31 protein-coding genes are annotated in these 19,504 nt (G+C 63.4%); 14 read left to right on the top strand and 17 right to left on the bottom strand.

The genetic code is table 11. The features are described from left to right. The 15 genes from CFB24_RS20400 to CFB24_RS20330 form a co-directional block, all read right to left on the bottom strand. Nucleotides 1-338, bottom strand: a 338-nt coding sequence (locus CFB24_RS20400) for a hypothetical protein (RefSeq protein WP_141098534.1), incomplete at its 3' end; no start/stop codon positions are given. Beyond that, nucleotides 335-826 carry a hypothetical protein gene (locus CFB24_RS20395; RefSeq protein WP_088522475.1) on the bottom strand — a complete coding sequence of 164 codons (492 nt, stop codon included), beginning with the start codon at nt 824-826 and terminating at the stop codon, nt 335-337. The genes CFB24_RS20400 and CFB24_RS20395, both read right to left, overlap by 4 nt. Nucleotides 827-876: 50 nt before the next feature. Continuing rightward, nucleotides 877-1,440: a peptidoglycan recognition protein family protein gene (locus CFB24_RS20390; RefSeq protein WP_088522474.1), complete on the bottom strand. Its 564-nt coding sequence runs from the start codon at nt 1,438-1,440 to the stop codon at nt 877-879. Nucleotides 1,441-1,471: 31 nt separating this feature from the next. After that, the gene (locus CFB24_RS20385) at nt 1,472-2,689 is read right to left on the bottom strand and encodes an SGNH/GDSL hydrolase family protein (RefSeq protein WP_088522473.1); all 1,218 of its coding nucleotides are present in this window, start codon (nt 2,687-2,689) and stop codon (nt 1,472-1,474) included. A gap of 2 nt (nt 2,690-2,691) precedes the next feature. Beyond that, nucleotides 2,692-3,192: a hypothetical protein gene (locus tag CFB24_RS20380; protein WP_111390753.1), complete on the bottom strand. Its 501-nt coding sequence runs from the start codon at nt 3,190-3,192 to the stop codon at nt 2,692-2,694. Between the two features lie 38 nt (nt 3,193-3,230). Then, a complete protein-coding gene (locus CFB24_RS20375) occupies nt 3,231-4,166 on the bottom strand; it encodes a hypothetical protein (protein ID WP_088522471.1) in 936 nt (311 codons plus the stop codon). Further along, nucleotides 4,105-5,589 carry a terminase large subunit domain-containing protein gene (locus CFB24_RS20370; RefSeq protein WP_088522470.1) on the bottom strand — a complete coding sequence of 495 codons (1,485 nt, stop codon included), beginning with the start codon at nt 5,587-5,589 and terminating at the stop codon, nt 4,105-4,107. Before CFB24_RS20370 ends, CFB24_RS20375 begins: the two co-directional genes overlap by 62 nt. A gap of 15 nt (nt 5,590-5,604) precedes the next feature. Further along, the gene (locus CFB24_RS20365) at nt 5,605-6,138 is read right to left on the bottom strand and encodes a P27 family phage terminase small subunit (protein ID WP_158255353.1); all 534 of its coding nucleotides are present in this window, start codon (nt 6,136-6,138) and stop codon (nt 5,605-5,607) included. Nucleotides 6,139-6,335: 197 nt separating this feature from the next. Beyond that, nucleotides 6,336-6,662, bottom strand: a complete 327-nt coding sequence (locus tag CFB24_RS23450) for an HNH endonuclease (RefSeq protein WP_206605509.1) — start codon at nt 6,660-6,662, stop codon at nt 6,336-6,338. Continuing rightward, on the bottom strand, nt 6,659-6,964 hold the full coding sequence (locus CFB24_RS20355; RefSeq protein ID WP_088522467.1) for a hypothetical protein: 306 nt from the start codon (nt 6,962-6,964) through the stop codon (nt 6,659-6,661). Before CFB24_RS20355 ends, CFB24_RS23450 begins: the two co-directional genes overlap by 4 nt. Nucleotides 6,965-7,122: 158 nt before the next feature. Continuing rightward, complete coding sequence (gene nusG, locus CFB24_RS20350) at nt 7,123-7,698, bottom strand: transcription termination/antitermination protein NusG (RefSeq protein ID WP_158255352.1); 576 nt, start codon at nt 7,696-7,698, stop codon at nt 7,123-7,125. A 35-nt stretch (nt 7,699-7,733) separates the two neighbouring features. Beyond that, a complete protein-coding gene (locus tag CFB24_RS22775; protein ID WP_158255351.1) occupies nt 7,734-8,780 on the bottom strand; it encodes a helix-turn-helix domain-containing protein in 1,047 nt (348 codons plus the stop codon). Then, entirely contained in the window at nt 8,777-9,523 is a 747-nt protein-coding gene (locus tag CFB24_RS20340; protein WP_146090266.1) for a DNA methyltransferase family protein, read from the bottom strand. Before CFB24_RS20340 ends, CFB24_RS22775 begins: the two co-directional genes overlap by 4 nt. 29 nt (nt 9,524-9,552) lie before the next feature. Then, the gene (locus CFB24_RS20335) at nt 9,553-9,732 is read right to left on the bottom strand and encodes a hypothetical protein (protein ID WP_088522463.1); all 180 of its coding nucleotides are present in this window, start codon (nt 9,730-9,732) and stop codon (nt 9,553-9,555) included. Nucleotides 9,733-9,885: 153 nt separating this feature from the next. After that, nucleotides 9,886-10,227, bottom strand: a complete 342-nt coding sequence (locus tag CFB24_RS20330; protein WP_088522462.1) for a hypothetical protein — start codon at nt 10,225-10,227, stop codon at nt 9,886-9,888. 253 nt (nt 10,228-10,480) lie between these two features. Here CFB24_RS20330 and CFB24_RS20325 point away from each other — a divergent pair, with 253 nt between their 5' ends. After that, nucleotides 10,481-10,693, top strand: coding sequence for a hypothetical protein (locus CFB24_RS20325; protein ID WP_111390750.1), 213 nt, complete (start codon nt 10,481-10,483; stop codon nt 10,691-10,693). A gap of 26 nt (nt 10,694-10,719) precedes the next feature. Here the strand turns inward: CFB24_RS20325 and CFB24_RS20320 are convergent, their stop codons facing one another. Next, nucleotides 10,720-11,187, bottom strand: a complete 468-nt coding sequence (locus CFB24_RS20320; protein WP_088522460.1) for a helix-turn-helix domain-containing protein — start codon at nt 11,185-11,187, stop codon at nt 10,720-10,722. Nucleotide 11,188: 1 nt separating this feature from the next. Next, nucleotides 11,189-11,518, bottom strand: coding sequence for a hypothetical protein (locus tag CFB24_RS22770; protein ID WP_141098533.1), 330 nt, complete (start codon nt 11,516-11,518; stop codon nt 11,189-11,191). Nucleotides 11,519-11,520: 2 nt separating this feature from the next. Here CFB24_RS22770 and CFB24_RS20315 point away from each other — a divergent pair, with 2 nt between their 5' ends. The 13 genes from CFB24_RS20315 to CFB24_RS20260 form a co-directional block, all read left to right on the top strand. Further along, on the top strand, nt 11,521-12,210 hold the full coding sequence (locus CFB24_RS20315) for a hypothetical protein (RefSeq protein WP_170133769.1): 690 nt from the start codon (nt 11,521-11,523) through the stop codon (nt 12,208-12,210). Nucleotides 12,211-12,237: 27 nt separating this feature from the next. After that, nucleotides 12,238-13,206 (top strand): restriction endonuclease, encoded by a 969-nt coding sequence (locus CFB24_RS20310; protein ID WP_088522458.1) that lies wholly within the window; start codon nt 12,238-12,240, stop codon nt 13,204-13,206. Nucleotides 13,207-13,320: 114 nt separating this feature from the next. Then, nucleotides 13,321-13,620, top strand: a complete 300-nt coding sequence (locus CFB24_RS20305) for a hypothetical protein (protein ID WP_141098532.1) — start codon at nt 13,321-13,323, stop codon at nt 13,618-13,620. A gap of 92 nt (nt 13,621-13,712) precedes the next feature. Beyond that, nucleotides 13,713-13,964: a hypothetical protein gene (locus CFB24_RS20300; RefSeq protein ID WP_088522456.1), complete on the top strand. Its 252-nt coding sequence runs from the start codon at nt 13,713-13,715 to the stop codon at nt 13,962-13,964. Between the two features lie 7 nt (nt 13,965-13,971). Then, nucleotides 13,972-16,098 carry a ParB/RepB/Spo0J family partition protein gene (locus CFB24_RS20295; RefSeq protein ID WP_088522455.1) on the top strand — a complete coding sequence of 709 codons (2,127 nt, stop codon included), beginning with the start codon at nt 13,972-13,974 and terminating at the stop codon, nt 16,096-16,098. Further along, a complete protein-coding gene (locus CFB24_RS20290; protein WP_088522454.1) occupies nt 16,095-16,325 on the top strand; it encodes a hypothetical protein in 231 nt (76 codons plus the stop codon). The genes CFB24_RS20295 and CFB24_RS20290 overlap by 4 nt, the downstream gene beginning before the upstream one ends. 10 nt (nt 16,326-16,335) lie before the next feature. Further along, the gene (locus tag CFB24_RS20285) at nt 16,336-17,031 is read left to right on the top strand and encodes a hypothetical protein (protein ID WP_088522453.1); all 696 of its coding nucleotides are present in this window, start codon (nt 16,336-16,338) and stop codon (nt 17,029-17,031) included. Next, nucleotides 17,028-17,354 carry a hypothetical protein gene (locus CFB24_RS20280; protein WP_088522452.1) on the top strand — a complete coding sequence of 109 codons (327 nt, stop codon included), beginning with the start codon at nt 17,028-17,030 and terminating at the stop codon, nt 17,352-17,354. Before CFB24_RS20285 ends, CFB24_RS20280 begins: the two co-directional genes overlap by 4 nt. Nucleotides 17,355-17,365: 11 nt before the next feature. Continuing rightward, the gene (locus CFB24_RS23225; protein ID WP_158255350.1) at nt 17,366-17,524 is read left to right on the top strand and encodes a hypothetical protein; all 159 of its coding nucleotides are present in this window, start codon (nt 17,366-17,368) and stop codon (nt 17,522-17,524) included. An 11-nt stretch (nt 17,525-17,535) separates the two neighbouring features. Continuing rightward, the gene (locus CFB24_RS20275) at nt 17,536-17,889 is read left to right on the top strand and encodes a ProQ/FINO family protein (protein WP_088522451.1); all 354 of its coding nucleotides are present in this window, start codon (nt 17,536-17,538) and stop codon (nt 17,887-17,889) included. Continuing rightward, nucleotides 17,886-18,347, top strand: coding sequence for a hypothetical protein (locus tag CFB24_RS20270; RefSeq protein WP_088522450.1), 462 nt, complete (start codon nt 17,886-17,888; stop codon nt 18,345-18,347). The genes CFB24_RS20275 and CFB24_RS20270 overlap by 4 nt, the downstream gene beginning before the upstream one ends. Then, a complete protein-coding gene (locus CFB24_RS20265; RefSeq protein WP_088522449.1) occupies nt 18,344-19,141 on the top strand; it encodes a hypothetical protein in 798 nt (265 codons plus the stop codon). Before CFB24_RS20270 ends, CFB24_RS20265 begins: the two co-directional genes overlap by 4 nt. Then, on the top strand, nt 19,134-19,504 hold a 371-nt coding region (locus CFB24_RS20260), incomplete at its 3' end, for a DUF5131 family protein (protein WP_141098531.1). The genes CFB24_RS20265 and CFB24_RS20260, both read left to right, overlap by 8 nt.

The following is a 19,504-nucleotide window of genomic DNA, read 5'->3' as shown; positions in this document are numbered from 1 at the left end:
CCGTGGCGGACGGCGATCAGCGCCGGCACATGGACGCCGGCCGAAGCGAGCCGCGCGCCGAAGTCCGGCGCGAGCGCAGTCAGTTTGACCGCCTCGTCGAGCAGGCCCAGCACCGTAGCGGCGAGGCCGAGTTCGGCGGCGACCGCCGCCCCGCCCGGAATGAGCGCCGCAATCGCCGCGCCGTCCGCCGCGCCCTCCTCCAGAGCTTCGATCACGCCAGATGCGGTCGGATGCTTGACCGCGGCGCCTATGGCCGCAACCAGCTTTTGCAGATTGAGGCTTTCGAACCGCTTGACGAGCGCATCGACGGCCTGGAGGCGCGCAGCGGCGTCGGTCATTTCGCGGCGACCGCCGCGCCGGTGGCCTCGGCAGTCGCGTCAGCCGGGACGACGCCGAGGGCCGAGAGCTTGGCGAGGATCAGCGGGCGCAGGTTGGCGCCGAGCCACTTCGAGATCGCGGGCGCGGACGACACGGCATATTGTTCGGCGGCGGCCAGGACCAGATTGGTGGTCGAGAGCGACAGCGTCTTGCCGGCGACCGCGCCCTCGACGGCGCCGAAGCCATAGTTGACCGCCTTGCTGATCAGGTCGTCGGTCAGCAGCACCTTGACATAGGCCGGCGCCCATTTGGCGACGACGAAGGACAGCAGCGCGATCGCGAGCGAGGCGACCGACGCGAGCAGCGACGACAGCCAATCGCCCCACGGAATGACGACGGTCGTGGCGGCGGTGTCGGCGGCATACGCCGGAGCGAGGCCCGAGGCGACGAGAACGACGGCAACGGCATACGCCAACGCCGCCCCGCGAAGGGTGGTGGAGATTTTCATGAGATTTCCGTTTGTGATTTGCCGGGAACCGCCCGGCGCGGATCCTTTGATCAGGCGGCGGCGCCGGCCGCGCCCATCGCTTGCGCCACGCGCGCGATGAAATCCGCCTTGTCGACGTGCGCGCCAGGGCAGGCGTGATGATCTTTCAGACACTCGCGGTGGAACCGCAGGCTGTCCGGCTTGACGCGCAGCGCGCCATAAATTGCCGCCACGGCCGCCACGGCATTATCGCGGACCTTGGTGCCGTCGCCGCTGTCGAAGGCGTCGCTGGCATAGTCGCCGACCATTTCGACGCCGATCGAAGTGCGGTTGAAACAGCTGGCGTGAACGCCATCCGCCTCCAGATCGCAGGCGAGCCAGATAAAATCCGGAGCGACAAACAGGTGCGGGCCGGAATGCCACCCAAGCCGCTGATAATAGGCATTGAGGTTGCGCACGCGCTGGACGCCCTGGGCTTTGCCGAGGCCGAAGTGGAGCCATTGCGCCAGGTTCGGCGCGCCGGTGTTGTGCAAGGTGACGAAGGACGGCCTCCAGCCCTTGGCCCATCTGAGGCCGGAGCAATAGGCCGCGAACTCCGCCGCGGTGAACCCGCGCGGGGTGATCAGGAAGGTCATTTTGATGAGTCCTGTTATGAAAGAGTGAGGTTCACAGCCGCGAGAGCAGGTCCGCGATCATGGCGGCCTCATCGGCATAGCCCAGGCCGGTCGCGTGCAACCCGTCGTACATCTGTCCATTGCCGGACGCCGCCGTATAGGACCCGAGCCGCGCACGGAAATCGACCAGCGGGACATTGTTGTTGGCCGCGAGTTGCCGCAGCGCCGCATAGGTCGCCGGCTCCTGCGTTTCATGCCCCGAGCAACTGTGGTGCATGATCAGGATGACATCGCCGGATAGTTTTGCGGTGTTGATGATGGTTTGGAGATTGGCGGCATAGACGGCCGGCGCGACGCTGTAGCCCTCATCATTGATGCCGAGATTGATGATAGTGAGATCGGGCGCATAGGTCCCGAGCGCGGTGAGCGGCGACCACGACGACGCCGCGTTGATCCATGTGCTGGTCTGGCTGCCGCCGATGCCCATGTTCCAGATCGCGGCCCGGTACGTCGCCGTGCTGTAGCAATCGATGGCGCCGATGAAGACGTTTCCGCTTGCTCCCGTCCGCTTGATATTGAGGGTGTGGACCGCGTCGGTTCCAGTAATGCTCGCCTTGAGCAGGCTCGCGCCGGAAGATGTCACATTGACCGTGACCGCCGCGCCGCCATCCAGATCGAGCGTGAATTGCGCCACATTGGTATTGGCGTAATAGACGTCGCAGGTGTTGGCGGGCTGCGTGGTCGTGACCGACAGGGCCGTCCCGGTGGTCGTGCCATTCTGCCAGAGATAGCCGCCAGCGGTCGTCTGGCTCGATATCACCCAGCCCGAACCCACGACGACGGCCGGGTTGTACATTTGCCAGGAGGCCGCCGTGGTCGAGACAGCGCCGTTGCTGAAAACAGCGTCGGGCGTCGACGGGATGCCACGCCCGTTTAGGATGTTGGACGTGATCCACGCGACCGTGTGCTGCCGCGCGCCCTGCAGATTGTGATCGCTGGTCGCCCCGGCTCCGATGCCCGCCCATGTGGAGTCGCCGAGCGTGGCGATGATCGCGCGGCCGGTCCCGGAGCGCACGCGCGCAAACGCGGCACGGGCGCGAGGCAGCAACGCCGGGTCAAAATTGTAAACACCGGGGATGGCGTTCGCCGGCGAGGAGACACCCGGCGGCGCGGAGGGCACGGCCGGCCCGGCGCCGGACGGAGTTTGCGCCGCGAGAAGGAGGGCGAGGGCAAAGCACAAGGCTTTGCAGAGATTGCGCATGATCGCCATGGTCAGCCCCGGAATCCGAGGTCAACGGTCACAGCGGCGCCCGTGGCGCTGACGAACTGGCAGGCGCCCCCGATCGCGCCGGCAGGACCAGCGAGCGGCCACGACTGGCCGGCCTGGATTGGTTCCCCGAGCGCCGCCGTGGGCGCGACGCCATCGCAGCGATAGCGAACACTCACCCCGGAGCCCAATGCCGAGGGCGTGACATAAACGGCAGTCGCCCAACTCGGCGCGGCCGTTAGCGGAAACGCCGTCGAATTGGAGGCGTTGGCGGCTGCGAGCAACGCATTGAGCGTCGTCGCCGTCGTGGTCACCGTGATCTGCGAGTAGACGCCCAGGCGCGTCGCGTAGGAGACGTCAAAGGTCCGATCGACATAGGTGCCGTCGCCGGCGTCCTTGAGGACTTTGGTTTGTCCTGAGCCGACGGAAAACGACACGTCAGCGCAGAGGGCGGCAGACGATAGGGCGAGCGCCATCGCGCCCGCGAAAGCGAGTCGTTTTAACATTGGATTGTCCTTGGTGGGGTGGCGCGACGCGCCGGGAATTAAATCTCGGCGCTGAACGACATCAGGGCGGCGCTACCGTTGCCCATGACGAGCGCCCCAATTGTCAGGCCAGAAAAGCCCGAAATGACGAGCCAGTAATTTTCAGCCGCCGTGCCAGGCACCGTGATCGCCATTGATGACGCGCCGATCCATGCGCCGCCCGAATAAAGGGTGTAGGAGGATGACGCGAGCGAGGTTGTGAGCAGCGCGGCGTTAGGTATGGCGCGCATAGCGACCGGCAGCCCTCCCGTCATGAGCACGGTTGATGCGCTGTTCGCGATCGCAATCATCTGCCCAGTCACCAGAGCCTGGTAGAAACGCTTGCACATCGCCAATTCGACATTTGGGGGGCGGCGCTCGAAGACGGTCGCCGTCGATCCAGGCTCAAGTTGCGGGCGCAGGATGGTCCCGGTCGAAAACTCGACATTGGTTTGGACCCCGGCGGTGAGCGTCACTGTAAAGGGCGCTGAGGCATAAGCGCCTGATCCTGTCGTACCTGCCCCCTGCCATACGCGCGCCTGAGCCGTTCCGGCATGAGAAAAGACGAACACGCCGCCCTCAATCATTCCCGCTTCGATGGGCAAAATGATCGAGCCAGAGGCGTTGTTGATCGTCGTGTCGATCCCGCTTGTCGAAAACGTATAGGCCGCGCCCGCCGCGCCCGCCTTGACGCCGTCGTGGCCATAGGCGCCGGCCGCCAGCGTGACGGTCCCGCTCACGCCGCGCTGATTGATGGCGAAGGAGGCGTTCCGAAGCCGGTTGCGGAAACCCACGGCGTCAGCGAGCGTTCCGTCGGCGGCAATATTGGCGGTAACCCCCGCTTTGACCACGCCGACTTGCGACGTTGTCGCGATCCGCGCCGACAGCGTCCCGTCAGCGGCGGCGGAAAAACCTGCGCCGGTTTTGACCAACCCGAGCGTGGTGGGCGACGCCACTTGCGGATTGGCGAAAGCGAAAAGCCCTGTCACGGCCGAGCTTCTCGACGTCGTATTCCGCGAAGCCCTCTTCGATCGCCTTTTGAACGAAGCCCTGGTCGACAAAGTCGCCGGGCGTTGTTTCGATCGCGCCGATATCGCGCCACTTTTCCCAGGGCAGGCGTGAGTTTTTCGCGCGCTCCAGCAGCTTATCTTCGGGACACCAGAAGCGCGGGACCAGGATTTTGCGGCCGTCATCACCATCGAACAGCCAAACGAGGGCGGTTAGGTCCTGCGTCGCCGAGACGTCGAAGGCGCCGACGCATTTGCGGTCCTTCATTTCGGACGGATAACGCTTCCAGGCGTCACGATCCGGCGCGCAGGCGTTCCATTTCGCGCTCGGGAGCCAGCGGATCGTGGCGTCGACCCATTGGTTCAGATGATAACAGCGAAAGTGCGCTTCCTTGCGCGGGTTACCTTTCGCCAGCGCGGCTTCCTGCCGCATGAAACGAAGGGTTGGCGTGAGGCCAAGCGAGGGGTTCGCCTTCGCCCAGGTTGCTTCGTCGAAGGGGTCGTCGTCGGGATCAGCCGCGAAGATGACAACGAGCGTCGAAGGCTGTTCCGCGCGGCCGTCGAGGATCTGTTGGCTTTCGTCCCAAAGCTGCATGCCCGTCGGGTTGGTCTTGAGACCGGCGGTTGATGCGTAGAGTTCGATCGGCTGCAGGCGCGCGCCCATGCCTTGGCGCAGCGTGTCGGCGACGTCGGTTGACGTCCATTCGTGCATTTCGTCGCCACAGACGACGGTTGGTCCTTTGCCGTGTTTGCCGCCTGGCGTTCCGGACAGCAGGTGAATGGAGCCGTCGATTTCGGGGACGTAGATCGACCGCTTGTAGACTTCGGCGCGGCTGGCGAGCTGCGGGTTCAGCCCGACCATCACGCCCATTTTCTTGAACAGGACTCGGGCCTGCTCTTCGTCCTTGGCGAAGACGTAGCCTTCGGCGCCGGGGACCTTCTCGAACACGAAGAATAGCAGCGCCAGGGCGGCGAGGAATTCCGTCTTGCCGCCTTTGCGCGCGATCCACAGGCGCAGCTGGCGGAACAGGCGGATATGGACCTTGCGGGCCTGCCCAGTCGCCGGATCAATGTCGTCTTCCGGGATTTTCCAGCCGATCAGCAGCCGGACAATGATCTCCTGCCAGGGGTTGAGCCGGAACGGCGTGTCATAAAACCGGTCGTTGGTGAGCTTGAACCAACCGGGCCAGCGCGCGACAACCGCGTCCGCCTTGCCGTAATCGAACCACGCCCCGGGCTGCGCCGCCGCTCTCGCCCATGCGATGCGCGCCCAGCTCCAGCCGCGATTAGCCGCCGCCGTAATCCAATCCGGTTCCGGCCAATCGGTCGGCGCCGAGGGTGACGCGGCGGTTTCACTCTGCGCCGCGATCATTCGAGCCCTGCCGCCTCAGTTCACAGCCGCGCCCGGCGGGGCGCTATCGAGCAAGTCCATGGAGCCGACCGGCGAGTTCTGCGCCGGGCGGTCGGGTCGATCCTTGTCCGGCGAATCGTGCTCGCCACCCGCGCTCCAAGCACCTGGCGGAAGCGCCGCGCGATCGCGCATCAGTTTGGCGCGGTCCATGGCGCCGAAGCCGAACTGTTCGAACAGCTCCTGGCATTGATCGAAGCGCAGTTTCTCAATTGCGACCCACGGCGACAGACGCTTCATTTTGTCGCCGGAGACCGTCTTGACCGAATGGACGCAGCCTTCGTCGCGCAAATGCCGGATGGCTTCGACCCACTGGCCATAGGCCATGCACAGCATGGCGAATCGCGGCGCGTCCGCCGGCTGAAGCGACCGCATCTTTTCGAGCGCCGGCGCGTACTCTTTCCAAAACCGCATCGCGGCCGGGAATCTTTCCAGAAGCTTCGGCGGCGCGACCGTCAGGCCAGCGACGATCGACGGCGCGAGAGCCTCGGCGCACTCGTTGGCCTCCGCCAAAATCTTTTGCGCCTTGGTCAGGCGCTTTCCGGGATTTCCCTTCGCAATTTGCGCAGCTGGATTAGGAACGCGACCGCGCATGCTGTTTTGCCTCAAAAAAAAACATTCTCGGAATTTCGCGGCGAAAAATCCGACGTTAGATAACCGGTCCGGGAGGGGGGGCCGTTGAACTTTCGACCGCCCCCCACCCCCTGGGGTTACGAGGATTTTTCTTCCGACTGGATCACGCTGTCATGGCAGCGCTTGCATACCGACTCATGGTTGGCGGAGCTGATAAACAACGACCAGTCGCCCTTGTGCGCCTTGTGGTGATTGACGACGGTTGCCGCCTCGACGATCCCCTGAGCCAAGCACCGCTCACATAGGGGCTGGCGTTGCAGCTGCACCATCCGCGCACGTTGCCACACCGCAAGTTTGTACCAGTTGCGCCAGGGTTCCCGCTTGCGCCGCTCCGCATCGAAGCAGCGTCGGACCTCGGTCGGCGGCGGCGCGGACGGCGGACGCCATTGCGTCGGGCGCTTCACGCGCCACGGCCCAGGCGGGCGTACCCCTGGATATCGTCCCAGTGGTCCTTAAACCCAGCATCGCCCGCGACAATGCGGCCCATCTTGGTGGCAATCAGATCGAGCGCTTCTTGCTGCGCGGCAGGAAGCTCAACCTCACGGCCTTCCAGCCCCTCGCGAATGGCGGCCTTAATGAGCTGCGCCACGCGCGCCTGAACGGCAAACGAGCCGTGCGTCTTTTCGCGCTCTGCGATAAGGCGAGAAGCGTCCAACGCTTTGTTTTCCTGATTGTTTTTGAAGCGCCGCGCAGCCGGTTCTTCCATAGCTGCGCAGGACGGGTGAAACGCCGTCCTGATGTGCAATGGCTAAGCCCTAACCGCGGTGCTGGTCAACAAGGCTGACGCAACGCGAAGCGCGGCCGAACCGGGGTCCGACCGCGCAATGCCGCAGAATGACTCGCATTTTTTGCTGTGAATAACTTTTAGGCCAACTCAACCACGCGAGCCACGTCGCGCAAAACAACGGCGCGCTTTTGCCCGAAGAAGTCGAGCAGCAGCTCAGCCGCGCCACCGCGACGGAATTGTTGCACGAGCGCTTTAGCCCCGGCGAACGGCCCGTCCTTGACCACAACTTCATCACCGATCTCAAACGGCTTGCCAGCGCGGCGCGGCTGCGGAAGCGTGTCAAACTCGCCGAGGGCGCAAGCTCGCGCGAACTTGGCGATAACGTCGGCGTCGAGTTCGACCGGGTCAGGCCGACCCACAAGGCCCTCGACATAATCGGCGTGGCGCGCCTCGCTCATGTCAGCGCCGGCCGGAACGCCGACGAAAATGTACCCAGGGAATAGCGCATCCTCGCGCAGTTCGATGCGCCGGGCATGGGTGGCGACGCGCGATCTGGTGGGGGCGAATACGCGGAAACCTTTGAGCTTCAGCGCCTGCGCCGCCACCTTCTCGCGGTTGTCGAAAACATCCGCGACGTACCACGCCACACCAGAGGGCCGCTCCGCCACGCGCCGCGCCTGAATTTTCTTGCCTTCGCCCGCCTTCGCCTTCATCGCCAATCTCCTGAAACACAAACATAAAATCACGTTCATCTTGCGACGTTCTGCGCCAGCGCGCGCGACGGCGGATAGAGCGAGTTGAAAAACCACCCCTCGACTGGCTTACCGTCAACGATGCGCTTAAACGGCGGAAAGCTACGGCCCGAATACGAAACCCACGCGCGCCACGCATCGGTGTCACGGATCACGAACACTTTGTCGCCGCAGGTTTTGTTCTCCCAGGCTCGGAAACTGTCCGGGTGCAAAAAATTGCGAAGCGACATCGGCGGCATTTTCGCCGCTCGCTTGGCCTGGACATAGTTGGCCGCAGCCTTGAGCGCGACGGCCCTGTCCACTGGCGACAGGTCACGAAACCGATTGCGAGCCCGATCCAGCACTTCATCGCTCGCCACTGGGTAGAGCGCCTTCAGCCGCTCCCATTCGCCAAGCCATGATCCTTCGTCCAAGGCCGCATCCTGCGATGATGATGAACGGGGGGCTTTGGGGGGAACAAGGTTAATAGGTGACTGTTCATGCTTCTTATGCCGTTGCTCACCAGTGACGAACCGCCCGTTCGTCAAATCGGCGCTTTCCCCGCCGGTTTCAGCCGTTGCGCAATTTGACGAACGGGTGGGGTTTTCCCCCTGGGTTAAGTCGTTGTTTTCACTTGCGCCGGCTTCACGCCGTTCGTCAATTTGAGCATCGGTCGCGGCGTGATCGCCTTGAACTGGCGCGCTTTCATCATCGCCAATTTTCTCGGATGAATTTTCGTTCGGGTCGAAGCCCCATTTCATCGCTTCGGCCCGGCAAAAGTCATCCATGAGGATGAAGATTTGGCCAGCACGATAGGCGCCGGCGTGCCGCCCATCGGCGATGCGCGACTGTTTTGGACGATAGATCAGGCCGAGTGCGGCAAGCGATCTAAGGCCGCGCCCGACGCTGGCGACGGATTGCTCGCTCTCGCGCGACATCACATCCAAAGACGGCCAGGAACAGCCCTTCTGGTCCGCGTAATCGGCAATGGTGTAGAGCAGCGCCTTGAGCGCCGGCGAGCCCGTACGCTGGCGCTTGGCCCAGGAAACAGCACTGATACTCACGCCCACACCTCCGCCATATCCCGCTGTTGTTTTCCCGCTTTCTTCAGCGTCGACGGCGGAACCCAGCCCGCCACAAATCGCGCTGCGAGCCGCCGGTCGCCCTCACGCGTGAGCGCAACTTTCTGGCCATACGGGATCATGAATTGCGCCCACATCCGGGGCCGGTCGATCAACCGCACGATGCGGCCGTTCTCGACGCGCCAGACGAACCAAGCGTAGGCCGTCGCCGTGCTCGCGGCCGGGTCCCAGCCGCCCTCGCACATGGCCACGCGTTCGGCATAGGGCGCGACCAGCGTTGGCCGCAGATCGCCGGAAAAAATCGCCGCGTCGCGATCATCGCTTTCCGCCCAGGCCTGCCGAAGCAGGAAGGCCACGCCGCGTTGCGCGCGCTTCAACGCCTCTTCAAGCAAATCGGTCGCGAGGCCAAACGGCGGATTCGTGACAATCCAATCCGGCTTGATATCCTCCGGAGCGTCGCGAAAATCATAGACGCCATCAAGCAGCTCGAAGCCATAGTCGAAAATATCGGTTGCGCGGACGCGGCCGAAGGCTTCGCGCAGCACGGCCGTCATGTGGCCAAGCCCAGTGCACGGATCGTAGGCCTCAAGCAACGCCAGCGCGCCGGGCTCGACGATCGGCAGCACATGCCGAACGAACGCCCGCGTCGCCCATGGCGGCGTCGGGAACAGTTCGAAATTCTGCCACGGCTGGCCATCGGATATTTTCGCGCGTTTCGACGCCATGACGGCGCCCGCGCCCTTTGGCTTCGCCATCACAGCCCCGCTGCGGCGCGCTTTTGCAGGCGGTTCACCAACCCCGCGATCTTCTCCGCCGCAGAATGGGTCGCGGCGATCTCAGCGGCGACCGCGCGGCGCGCGCGCTTCAGCGTGGCGGCGAGATCAGCGGGCGTGCGATAGAGCGGCGCGGGGCGCGCTTTTGCAGTGTTGGACATGGGATTTTCCGCCTGGGCAGGTGGGCGTTGGGCGCAAAAACTCCTCCCGCGCCGACCGAACGCGGGAGGAGATACGCAAGAAACGCAGGCACAAACTCGAAACCGGAACGAACCAACACGATGCAACGCCCCGGAAATCGGGACGCTTACTTGTCACGGCCTGGACGCGGCGCTCGATGAAACAGCCGATCCAGCCAAAGCAGCACTCGCGCGAACCAGCATCGAATCAGGCCGGGTCCGCTGTGCGATTTCCAACTCATGAGCGAGCGCATTCTGCTGGCGCCGCAACTCCGCCTCGTAGGCGGCGCTCAACTTCAAAAAAACCGAGGCGAAGACGTCTTCCGGCGGCGCGTAACGCAGCTTCCGGATTGTGGAGTAGGAGACGCCGATGCGCGCCGCGACCCGCCGCATGGCGTTCGGCAAATCGCCGGGGCCGCGATACTCGGATTTGACCAGGAACGAAGCCCAGCTTTGCGCCTGTTCGACGGCGTCCATTTTTTTACCTCCCGAGGTAAAACTTTTTCCATTCACAGGAAACGCTCCGATGGCATGTTGAAGCCATCGGAAGCGGTTGTTTGGGAAAGCACTTGCGGAGGAGATGACCGAAGCGCGCGGGCAGGCGCGCCGAGGTCGAAAACGGAAATGGCCCGTTCGGCCTCAACCAAGCCGAACGGGCCGCTCTATGATGGTGGCGCGAATCAACCACATAGAGCCAACGCGATCCCCGGTGACGAAAGAGACCACGAAGATGGACGATCTGGACAAGATCAGAGCAGACGAAACACTGAAGCTTGAGGCCTATGGCATTCGCCTGATCCCGCAGGACGATGGCGGGGTTGTCGTGGAAACGCGCGCCACCAAAACGCGCCTTCCCGGCGTCGACGGCGCCTATGCGCTGGAACGCGCCGTGGAAGCGGCTACGCTCGAAGCGCGCCGCCTGTTCGCCAAGGCTTCCGGCTAAGGTCCTCACCGCCACGCGTCGTCGCCCTATCCGTTCGATTGCTGTTGGGCCGGCGGGAACAGCGTGTCGAAGAACCAGCCTTCGATGGAACCGCCGTCGCCCGCGCGCCGAATCGGCGTCGGCATATCTTCGCCGCGGGCAGCAAGGTGCTGTTTCCACGCGCGCCAAGCATCGGTATCGACTTTGACGAAAACGGCGGCGACGTGCGGCGACTGCAACGCGTCTCGGCGCTCCCGACAAATCGTATCGGCGAGCACAACGATAAGGTCCCTGCCATCGTGAGAGCGGCGGGAGATCAGGCCCTTTTCCTCCAGAGCGGCCAGACCGCGCCGGACACTGTCTTCCGACATTTCGGTCAGCGCCGAAAGAGACGCCAGCGTAGGCCAGCACTCGCCGGAAGCGTTGCAAAAATTAGCCAATTGCAACAACAGCAGCTTCTTGTCCGGGCCGCCGACTGTCTGCTTTTCGGCCCAATCTCTGACGGCAATGCTCATGTCATGTTCCTTTTGAAGGCAAGTAGGGGCGCGGCACGCCGGCAGGCCAGTCAACGCCGTCGGGCCAATGGGCGCTAAACCACGTCAATCCGGCGTCGACACGCCGGACGCCGATATCGCCACCCTCACGTAATTCGCGCAGCCGACTGCCGTTTTTGAGGACGAGACGCGACACTGTGCTCTCGCTCAAACCGGTGTGAGCGGCATAAGCGGTGGCGAGGGCGAGCAAATTGGTTAACGGTTCCATGAGCGGAGAATATGGAACATTTTCCACACCTGTCAATGGAACACGTTCCACTTCGGCTAGCCGCAGGTGTGGATAATAATCCATGCGTGATCGATGTCCGCGGGCGCATACGGCAAAGGCTTGCCGAAATGGAAATTGAACGTGGCGAACCCGTGTCGCTGCGCGCAATTTCTCTCGCTTCGGGCCTCAGCGAATGGACGTTGTCCAAGTTACTGAAAAAGGCGGAACATTCTCCGACGCTCGAAACCATCGAACGGCTTTCTGTCGGGCTGCAGACGTCGCCCATTTGGCTGGCGTTCGGCGTCGAGGCCGTTAAGCCTGACAATCCCAGGGGCACTCCGCACAACCATAGTTGGCTGCAAGCCAGCATTCCGGTGGCTGGGCTCGTTGGCGCCGGCGCGATCGTGGAGGACTTCAGCGACCCAACCTCTTGGACAACGCTTGAAACCGTTGAGTTGCAGGGCGTCGAAAATATTCAGGCGCTGCAGGTTTGCGGCGATTCGCAATACCCTCGCTTTTTCGACGGCGATTTCGTCTTGTTCGAAAATGTGCCGCGCCGGCCGGCCGAGCTGGCAAACCACCTTGCGGTAGTACAAGCCCAAGACGGCCGTCGCCTTTTGAAGATTTTACGCCCCATCGGCGGCGGCGATCAGTGGATGCTTGAATCTATTAATGCGGCGCCCGAGGTCACGACGCTTCTAGCCGCGTACCGATATTTGGGCGTTGTGAGCGCGCGCGCGCGCCAAGAGCCGGCACCCCGCAAGAAGTCGGCCTAAATCAAAATTTTGCACAGAGTGATCGCAATGGATTTCAAATTGAATTTTGGGAACGTCGCCAATCCAGTTCGGCAATGGTTGGTCGCGCAGGTCGCCCGTGCAATTAATGGCGTCTCAAGCGCACAGGACCGCGCCGCCATCGTGGAATGGTTGGCCAACGCTCGCGGCGCCTTGGCGTCTTCTCGTTCGACTCCTGAGAAAATTCGAGAAATCAACGCGATGGTCGATCATTCAGCCGTCGCGAAATCGGTTATAGGCGGCGTGAGTGCGACTTTGCGCAATTATCGGGCCTCGAATCTTCCCCTTTCGGTTAAGATCGCGCTTCCCGCCACCATCGCGGCTGCGCCGTTCCTCGCTGGCCAGGGCGTCGGCATTGCTGCTTTTGGGAGCGCCGTTGGCGCACCAGCACTGCTTCTCATGTTCATCGGAAGCGCAGGCATCGCGTCAATTCTTGAAGCCGTCGCAAAAAGCCCAGCCGACCGCGATCAAATCCTGCAGATGGTCGACATGATCCTTCGGGCCGAAATGGCGCGTAGATACAACGAACAAACCCGTATGGCGATGCGCAACGAACCCCGCGCGCCGCGCCGTGCCGATGTTCCGGATGACGCTGACGGCCTACGTCGGGCGCTATACACGATGGACCCGTTCGTATTCGAAGGTCACGTCGTTCATTTTTTCGGCCGCGCCGGCCTGAAAGCTTGGAACACAAAGCCAACCGGCGACCACGGCGCGGACGGCTTTGCAGTGCGTGGCGAAGACATGTTCGTCATTCAATGCAAACGCTACGCACCGGACAACAAGGTTGGCGCGCCGACTGTCAGAGAATTCAAGGGCGTAATCGAAGAGAACGAGGCGACGCGCGGCTATATCGTCACAACATCCACTTTTACGACTGACGCCAGAGCCTCCGCCGCCATGTCGCGCAAACTCGTGCTCGTGGACATTGAGACGCTGATTGGCTGGCACCGCACGCCGCCAAACTTCGCCATATAAGCCGACCGCGCTACGTCCATCCTTAATGGAATATTTTCCATGTCAGCTTGACGTGGAACATTTTCCACATATCCTTAACCTTCATCAGCGCAGCCCGCGCCGATGAGGATCGCCATGCTCATTCTCTCCAATGAATTGTCCCGCATCGACGGCTTCTTCCGCCGCGACGCCGCCGCCCTGAAATACGAGGCCTGCAAGGTCACCGAAGCCGGCCCCGTCTGGCCCGTGCCGCGCACGGAAATGCGCCACCCCGAAACCATCCGCGAGCGCATGCTCGAAGACCTCGAAGCCATCGCCGCGCGGCGGACCTTCGTCGAACTGTACGACTTGGCCGAAGCCGGATGGCCGTTTGCGGTCATCGAACGGCTCGGCCCCGCCGCCGTGAGCGCGTTCCGCTTCAACGCCGTCGCCTGACTTCCGCGCCGCCGCTTTCAAGGCGCGGACGGCGTCGCCGTCACTCTCCCGAACGGCGACGCCACTCTCTTTCCCCAGACTAGGAGCCAATCATGAACGCTGCCCCGTTCACCAATGCCGCCGGGTTCGAATATCTCGGCTCAATCGCCGAGGAACTGTCGACGGCTCCCGCCGAACTTCTCGCCAAGCTCGCCGATCTCCGCCGCGCCGCCAGCGCTGAAGATCTGGCCACGCTGCGCGCCGCGCTGCGCGAGGCGCAGGATTGCGTCCAGTCGATCTCTTTCGCGCTATCCGTCGCGGACCTCACGGTGCTGAACCTCACGCCCAACCTGCGCGCCGCGTGAGGCGCACATGATCAACCCGACCCATCTTCATGTCGACGAGATCGCCGGCATATCTCCCTGCAACGCGCGCACGAGCCCGCTCAAGCCCGAGGCGCGCGCCGAGCTGAAAGCCAGCATTGCCGAAAAGGGCGTGATCCAGCCCCTCCTGGTGCGCCGCGAAGGCGACAGCATCAATGTTCTCGACGGCGGCAGCCGTTGGGGCGTGGTCCGTGAGCTGACGGACGAAATCGATCCCGCCGATGCCTTGCGCGTCAAGCGCGTCGGAACGATGCCCGTCGTCTGGTTCGAGGGCACGGACGCCGAGGCGGCCGAGGCCTCGCTGATTTCCTTCGTCCAGCGCAGCGATTTGCATCCGGTGGATGAGTTCGAACGCTTCGTCGAACTGCAGGAGAAGCACGGCTTTGACGCCGCGCGCATCGCCCGTGAGACCGGCAAGGGCGTGCGCTTCGTCCAGGAGCGTCTGCGCCTGGGCCGGCTCGCCCCCATCGTGCGCGACGCTTGGCGGAAGGGCGAGATTGAGGCCGGCGTCGCCAAGGCTTTTTCGGCGTCGGAGAGTGTCGAGGCGCAGACCGCGCTGTTCAAGAAATGTCGGAAGGAACGCGCGTTCTACACCGAAAGCATCCGCTCCGAGCTTCGCCGTGATTGTTTCCGCCTCGACAGCCGCGAGATGAAGTTAATCGGCGCCGAAGCTTATGCCGCCGCCGGCGGACGGCTCGAAGAGCAATTCTTCGAGGATCAATCCTACGCTCTTGATGGCGCGATCGTGCGCCAGCTCGTGGACGAAAAACTTACCGCCGAGGCTGACCGCATCTGCGCCGAGGAAGGCTGGGGCCTGTATTTTTTTAACACGATTGACGATGACGAATTCGAGGTGGCCGAAGAGTTCGACTTCGCCGAAGAAGCCGCCCGTCACGAGGAGCTGGACGCCCTCTATAATTACCAGCGCACCGACGAGCAAAACGCCGAACTGGACGCCATTGTCACGCGCGCCATCTTGCGCGCCGTGCCGACCGCCGCCCGCGCCTCGCGCGCCATCTTGCTAAAATTCAATTGGGAAGGCGAGATCGGCGTCACCCGAAACCTTTTGCGCGTGAGCGGCTTCGCGACGACCGACGACGAGGACCAGGGCGAAGGCGAATTTGAAGAAGACGCCCCGCCGCGCGAGCGCGCGAAGGCAACCCCTCCGGCGCCGCCGCCAGAGCCCGAGGGCGAGCCGCTCCGCAAAGGCGCGCGCGCCGTGCTGGACGAAACCTGCAACCACGCCCTGCAAAACTGCGTCCAGGCATGGCCGGTTCTGGCGCTCACCTATGCCGTCGCCGCCATGGGCTGTCTCAGCCGGGTCGATGCGGCGATTGATCTGGCGTTGCACCCCCGGCGCAACTTCAAGCCGACGCACCCGATCAACATCAAGATCGCGGATCTCCGCTTTTCGCAGGCGCTGCCGATCTGCGCGGAGGCGACCAACGCCGAGTTGATGGACGCCTTTTGCGAGCTGGTCGGCGCCGCGATCGACACCGGCAGGCTGACTGATTTTAATGCCGGCCTGCTCCTGGTCGGCGTGGCGCGCGATTATGACGTGCGGACCGAGCTGCTCCTGCAGTTCGACGCGCAGGCTTATTTCGACGCCTCGACGCGCCAAGCCGCGGTCGACGCCGTCCGCGCCACCGAAGGCCAAGCCAGCGCCAACGAGGTCGCCGGCATGAAAAAGGCCGACGCCGCCAAGCGCGCCGCCCTGGTGGCGTCGGATTTTGCATGGTTGCCGCCGACGCTAGCGGAAGCGTGCCCGCCGCGCGCCGCGCCCCCGGAAAAGCCGCGCGACATGCGCACCACGGCCGAGGCCATGGCCGACGCGATCGACGCCGACGAAGCGCGCCAGGCTGGCGAGCGCGACAGCTTCGCCGATTTTCTCAAGACCTTCACCGTCCAACGGGCCGGCGCGAAGATCAAGTCGAAGACGCTCTATGCGCTCTATCTCAACCGCATGGACCTGGAGGGCGTGACGCCTCTCAACCTGAGCGCCTTTGGCGAGGCCATTGAAGATTACGGCATCGCCAAAAAGCGGGTCGCCCAAGGCGTTTTCTATCTCGACCTTGACCTTGCCGACCACGTCCAACCGGCGGAGGCGGCGCAATGAAAGACAGCGTCACCTTGCAAAAAGCCTGCGCCAAGCGCGCCCGCAACGAAGACGCCCTGCCGCTGCGTATCGAATCGGTCGCATGGCGCACCGTCTATCTTAACAACCGCGGCGAAAACGTCGGACGCCTGCACCAAGGCGGGGCCGGCATCGTCTCGACGATCCATCTCGCCCGCGTCCGCTGGCTGGAGCGCCTCGCGACCGGCTGCCTTTCCTCTCGCCCTTAGGAGCTTCCCCATGTCGAAGTCCGGCAAGCGGATGAAAGCGTATGCTGTTCAAGAAGATTGCGAGGGAACGGGCGGAATTGTCTTCGCCAAGCACGCGATTGTTGCGCGCAGGGAAGGAGCCAACGAATACAACGGCGGAGAGTTCCACGGAGTGACGTGTCGCCGCGCCAAATGGGCCGACGAGTTCGCGGAAACGGGAATCGTTCCGGCTTCCGTAATGATCGCCAACGGCTGGTGGTTCGAATGCAGCTACTGCGGTCAGAAGATCGACGAGGACAGTCTCTATGACCGGCGCCTTCCCATCTCTGGCGTTGTTGGGTCGCAGCATAGCTTGATTTTCTGCTGTAAGTCGCACGCCTTAAAGCATCGGCTGGAAGACGCGCAGCGGAAGCGCGCGGAGGCCGAGGGAATTAAGCTGTTCTCTGAAATGGTGTTGAAACGACTACCGGACGCCAAGCTGCTGGTGGAACCGCAGAACCTTCGTCCTCACGCGTATGTGAGGGGTCATCTTGGGGGCCCTTGGGTCTATAGCCAGATCATTATTTCATTCACATTCCCTGGAATGAAGATCGGCCCCGCGTCGCTGCGTTACGAGGCCGACTACGGAGTCCGCATCGGGCCGTGCCGGCCGACTTTCTCATGCTGCAACGGCGATCGCGAAGCCTTTGAAGCTTTCGCTGAAGCGCAAAAGATGGCCGCGCCATGACCGATCTGCCGTGGTCGCCGGCCAGCGGCCAGACCTCGCTGCGCGTCGTCGAGCAGTCGGAAGGCTTCGTGATCTGCGAAGACAAAACCCAATGGGGGCTTCGCAGCATGTGGCGGCGCGACGGCGTCGGCCCTCTCGCGATCGGCGGCGACGGCCTGACGCTGAAACCTGCGATCATGAAATCGGAGAGCGCGCCCGAGCCCGACCCTATCGAGCCTCCTCACGAAATGGTCGCCGCGCCTCCGCCCCCAGCTCCCGCGCCGACAAAGCGCAAAGCCCAGCCCGTCCGAAAGACGGAACCCGCTCAAATGAGCTTTTTCTAGGAGTTTGCCCAATGACCACTGCCCTGGCCATCGCAAAGATCGCGGCGCTTGGAGGCGTCGCCGCCTGTTTCGCCGCGCTCGCGTATTTCGTCACGCAATGCGGCCTGTCCGCGCGCGATGACCGCCTCGACGATCTGGCCCGCACGGGCCGCACCCGCAGCATGTCTTGAGGAGGCCGACCATGAACAAGACCGCCAAAGCCCGATGCAATGCGGCCCGCGACCTGTTGCACGCGAAATGGCCGACCGCCTTCGCCGGCCGTGGTTGCTCCAAGAAGCCGCTCGCGATCGGGATCACCAAGCAGATCATGACGGAATTGCCGGAAATCGGCTTCCACCGGCTGACGGCCGCCCTCAGCGATTACTGCAGCGGCCCGACCTATCTCCGCAATGTCATCGAGGGCGCGCCGCGCGTCGGCCTGGACGGTCGGCCGTGCGGCGTCGTGTCGCCGGACGAGGCGTCCTACGCCGCCCAGCGTCTGGCCGACTGGAAAACGCATCGTGACGCGAAATCCGTCGAAAGGGCCGCGCAATGACTGGAGGAACCGATGCCGGCGTTGTGCCGGAAGTCTATGTGGATGAAATCACCCCGCCGCCGCGCCCGACGCCGGATGACTGGATTGTCCGCAAGGACGGCGGCGCCATGATTGACAACGACCCAAACCTCGACGGCGATGACGAAACATCGGAGGATTTAGGGCTGAAGCACGGCTTAGCTGTCACCTTTTTCCGGCTCTACACCTATCCGGATGCCACATTGACCTTTCCGCGAGAGGGCGATTGGCGCTGCGATCCGCCAGCGCCCGAAGGCGCCGACTACGTCATGGTCGAAGACGAGCCCGAGACGATGAGCGGCAGCGTCAGCGAGTTGGTGGCGAACGCCGACATCAATGCTGCGCCCGGCAACGCATACACGCTCAATTTTTACAGCTGGGTAGACGAAATCTGGTCCTACGACGCCGAGGCCGGCAAGTTCACGCGAGGCGCGGCATGACTGCGCTTCCCGACGAGGCGATCAACGCCGCTCGCAAAGCCATTGGCTACGCTATAGCCAAGCGCTGCAATATCGATCCCGAGGAAATGTGGGCAGGCCCCGGCGCGACCGCACACATCGACGACGACACGCCCCCATGGCCATACTGGCAGATGGTGACGGATGAGATTGCGGCCGATCTGCCTGCCGCCATTGCCGCCGCCCTCCCGTATCTGCGCGCCGCCGCGCCGCCGCGCAGCCATGCTCAAAACGAATGGGCCGATGCGGCGACCAGCGGGATGCAATGGCTGAAAAATATCAGTAACGGGGTCAGCACGGCAGGCGAAGCCATCGAAAACATGACGAGCATCTTGGAGCATTGTTATTCGGTTCAAGCATCAGAGCGCAAGGAAATCCCCGCCGCGCCGGTCGCGGAGCCGAGCAAGGAAGCAATAAAGGCATGGCGAGACGTATTTTACGGCAGCGTTCCTGGGGTTGAGGAGTCGCTATCGAGACGCGCACTTTGCGCCGCCTACGCCATCGACGCCGTTCGCCCCGCCGCGCCCGCGCCCGACGTGCTGGCGGATGCGGTGGCGGCCGCCAAAGAACAAGGACGCGCCGAAGCCCGAGAGGAGCTTGGAGTTTTTGTCGCTCTTGCGGCGTCGGAATACGGCCGCACCCACTACGGCGATCCGAACATGCTCCACCCCCATCATTATGACCTGATGGAGAAGTGCGGTCTTCGCATGGACGATTTCACGCGCGCCCGCGCCAACACAGCCACCGAAGGGGCGAAGGAGAACGCCCATGGGTGACAAGTCAAAGATCGACTGGACCGATGCGACGTGGAACCCCATCGTCGGCTGCTCCATCATCAGCCCCGCCTGCACTAACTGCTACGCGATGGCGCAGGCCGCGCGGATTGAGGCGATGCGCGTTGGGTCATGGCGCAAACAACTGTCGCCGGATACGCCTGTTCCCGATGGCCCCTATACCGGCCTGACTCAACCGAGCAACGCAGGCGCGGTCTGGACCGGCAAGGTCGCTTTGGCGTTCGCGCAGGTCACAGGGGTCGCCGAGCCCCTGCGCTGGAGGCGCCCGCGCAAAATCTTCGTCAATTCGATGGGCGACCTGTTCCACGAGTCCGTCCCCGACGAATGGATCGACCGGGTTTTCGC

The organism is Rhodoblastus acidophilus, from assembly GCF_900187365.1.
GTDB classification, from domain to species: domain Bacteria; phylum Pseudomonadota; class Alphaproteobacteria; order Rhizobiales; family Beijerinckiaceae; genus Rhodoblastus; species Rhodoblastus acidophilus.
Note: the sequence above shows the minus strand (reverse complement) of the source record. Positions and strands in the feature narration are given on the sequence as shown.

What these genes read in the sequence shown, in the direction of transcription:
- CFB24_RS20370 (WP_088522470.1), bottom strand. Translation starts at nt 5,589, where the DNA reads ATGATCGCGGCGCAGAGTGAAACCGCCGCGTCACCCTCGGCGCCGACC.
- CFB24_RS20300 (WP_088522456.1), top strand. Translation starts at nt 13,713, where the DNA reads ATGAACGCTGCCCCGTTCACCAATGCCGCCGGGTTCGAATATCTCGGC.
- CFB24_RS20395 (WP_088522475.1), bottom strand. Translation starts at nt 826, where the DNA reads ATGAAAATCTCCACCACCCTTCGCGGGGCGGCGTTGGCGTATGCCGTT.
- CFB24_RS20335 (WP_088522463.1), bottom strand. Translation starts at nt 9,732, where the DNA reads ATGTCCAACACTGCAAAAGCGCGCCCCGCGCCGCTCTATCGCACGCCC.
- CFB24_RS20380 (WP_111390753.1), bottom strand. Translation starts at nt 3,192, where the DNA reads ATGTTAAAACGACTCGCTTTCGCGGGCGCGATGGCGCTCGCCCTATCG.
- CFB24_RS22770 (WP_141098533.1), bottom strand. Translation starts at nt 11,518, where the DNA reads ATGGATTATTATCCACACCTGCGGCTAGCCGAAGTGGAACGTGTTCCA.
- CFB24_RS20290 (WP_088522454.1), top strand. Translation starts at nt 16,095, where the DNA reads ATGAAAGACAGCGTCACCTTGCAAAAAGCCTGCGCCAAGCGCGCCCGC.
- CFB24_RS20295 (WP_088522455.1), top strand. Translation starts at nt 13,972, where the DNA reads ATGATCAACCCGACCCATCTTCATGTCGACGAGATCGCCGGCATATCT.
- CFB24_RS20355 (WP_088522467.1), bottom strand. Translation starts at nt 6,964, where the DNA reads ATGGAAGAACCGGCTGCGCGGCGCTTCAAAAACAATCAGGAAAACAAA.
- CFB24_RS20320 (WP_088522460.1), bottom strand. Translation starts at nt 11,187, where the DNA reads ATGAGCATTGCCGTCAGAGATTGGGCCGAAAAGCAGACAGTCGGCGGC.
- CFB24_RS20330 (WP_088522462.1), bottom strand. Translation starts at nt 10,227, where the DNA reads ATGGACGCCGTCGAACAGGCGCAAAGCTGGGCTTCGTTCCTGGTCAAA.
- CFB24_RS20310 (WP_088522458.1), top strand. Translation starts at nt 12,238, where the DNA reads ATGGATTTCAAATTGAATTTTGGGAACGTCGCCAATCCAGTTCGGCAA.
- CFB24_RS23225 (WP_158255350.1), top strand. Translation starts at nt 17,366, where the DNA reads ATGACCACTGCCCTGGCCATCGCAAAGATCGCGGCGCTTGGAGGCGTC.
- CFB24_RS20270 (WP_088522450.1), top strand. Translation starts at nt 17,886, where the DNA reads ATGACTGGAGGAACCGATGCCGGCGTTGTGCCGGAAGTCTATGTGGAT.
- CFB24_RS20390 (WP_088522474.1), bottom strand. Translation starts at nt 1,440, where the DNA reads ATGACCTTCCTGATCACCCCGCGCGGGTTCACCGCGGCGGAGTTCGCG.
- CFB24_RS20305 (WP_141098532.1), top strand. Translation starts at nt 13,321, where the DNA reads ATGCTCATTCTCTCCAATGAATTGTCCCGCATCGACGGCTTCTTCCGC.
- CFB24_RS20340 (WP_146090266.1), bottom strand. Translation starts at nt 9,523, where the DNA reads ATGGCGTCGAAACGCGCGAAAATATCCGATGGCCAGCCGTGGCAGAAT.
- CFB24_RS20385 (WP_088522473.1), bottom strand. Translation starts at nt 2,689, where the DNA reads ATGGCGATCATGCGCAATCTCTGCAAAGCCTTGTGCTTTGCCCTCGCC.
- nusG (WP_158255352.1), bottom strand. Translation starts at nt 7,698, where the DNA reads ATGAAGGCGAAGGCGGGCGAAGGCAAGAAAATTCAGGCGCGGCGCGTG.
- CFB24_RS20285 (WP_088522453.1), top strand. Translation starts at nt 16,336, where the DNA reads ATGTCGAAGTCCGGCAAGCGGATGAAAGCGTATGCTGTTCAAGAAGAT.
- CFB24_RS20280 (WP_088522452.1), top strand. Translation starts at nt 17,028, where the DNA reads ATGACCGATCTGCCGTGGTCGCCGGCCAGCGGCCAGACCTCGCTGCGC.
- CFB24_RS20275 (WP_088522451.1), top strand. Translation starts at nt 17,536, where the DNA reads ATGAACAAGACCGCCAAAGCCCGATGCAATGCGGCCCGCGACCTGTTG.
- CFB24_RS20265 (WP_088522449.1), top strand. Translation starts at nt 18,344, where the DNA reads ATGACTGCGCTTCCCGACGAGGCGATCAACGCCGCTCGCAAAGCCATT.
- CFB24_RS20325 (WP_111390750.1), top strand. Translation starts at nt 10,481, where the DNA reads ATGGACGATCTGGACAAGATCAGAGCAGACGAAACACTGAAGCTTGAG.